At 48.6% G+C, this 1,153-nt stretch carries 1 protein-coding gene and 1 pseudogene; one reads left to right on the plus strand and one right to left on the minus strand.

Going from position 1 to position 1,153, the window contains the following annotated elements; translation table 11 throughout:
- Window positions 1-36: 36 nt before the first annotated feature.
- The gene (yihA, locus tag FDW87_RS09615) at window positions 37-669 is read right to left on the minus strand and encodes a ribosome biogenesis GTP-binding protein YihA/YsxC (protein WP_075848750.1); all 633 of its coding nucleotides are present in this window, start codon (window positions 667-669) and stop codon (window positions 37-39) included.
- A gap of 209 nt (window positions 670-878) precedes the next feature.
- On the opposite strand from yihA, the pseudogene FDW87_RS09620 reads away from it, so the two are divergent.
- Window positions 879-1,127: pseudogene (locus FDW87_RS09620) on the plus strand (hypothetical protein).
- Window positions 1,128-1,153: the final 26 nt, after the last annotated feature.

Consider the following 1,153-nt stretch of genomic DNA (forward strand, 5'->3'; position numbering starts at 1 on the left):
AAGACGCGCAGCGGCGCTATCCGGCATATCGGTGGGTTATTCCCCGTCGTGCATCTCTTCAATCGGCGCCAGTTCACTAAACCAGCTATCCAGCTTCTGCCGGAGTTTGTCCACGCCCAGTTTTTTCAGTGATGAAAATGCTTCTACCTGTACATCACCGTTAAATGCCAGTACGGCTTCACGTACCATATTCAACTGGGCTTTGCGCGCACCGCTGGCCAGCTTGTCTGCTTTAGTCAGCAGTACCAGAACCTGAACGTTGCTCTCAACCGCCCACAAGATCATCTGCTGGTCGAGGTCTTTTAGCGGGTGACGAATATCCATCAATACCACCAGACCTTGCAGGCTCTGACGTTTTTCCAGATATTCAGCCAGCGCGCGCTGCCATTTGCGCTTCATCTCTTCCGGAACTTCGGCATAACCGTATCCTGGCAAATCGACCAGGCGTTTGCCGTCAACGACTTCAAACAAGTTGATGAGCTGAGTACGACCCGGCGTTTTAGATGTACGCGCCAGACTCTTTTGATTCGTCAGGGTATTTAGCGCACTGGATTTGCCTGCGTTGGAACGGCCAGCAAAAGCCACTTCGATACCGGTATCGGAAGGTAAGTGGCGAATATCAGGCGCACTCATCACAAAGTGCGTCTGTTGATAATTCAAGTTAGTCAAAGCAGTCCTCTCCATCAATCAGGGCTTTGCAGCGATTATACCTGAACCCCAGCAAAAGGCTGGTTTTTCGACGCGTAGGCTATGTAAGTAAAAACCTCGCACTTTGTGAGACATTGCCGATAGTTTCTATACGAGATGACAGAGTAAAAAATGACGTAACTAAAATAAATCATATAGTTAAGATAAGGCACTATTCTTAAAGTCCGAAATTGTTACCCAGGTTACTTGTACGTTTAAACCAAAGCGGTAAAGTAGCGCCCATAGCGAGGAAGCTGACAGGATAGTCGACTCAGGATGAGGGTCAGGAGCGCCAGGAGGCGAAGACACAGGATTGTCAGGGAGACAAACGTCCGGAGACGTTAGTAAAAGGAAATGGAAACAACACGGAATGTTTCAGGCTAAGGGAAAAACAGGGTGTGTTGATAGCCAACAAGGATTGTAGAGCCCGTAAGGGTTGAGAGTCAGGAAAAAAGGCGACAGATTA

The sequence above is a fragment of the Citrobacter sp. wls826 genome (genome assembly GCF_005281245.1).
GTDB classification, from domain to species: Bacteria; Pseudomonadota; Gammaproteobacteria; order Enterobacterales; family Enterobacteriaceae; genus Citrobacter; species Citrobacter braakii.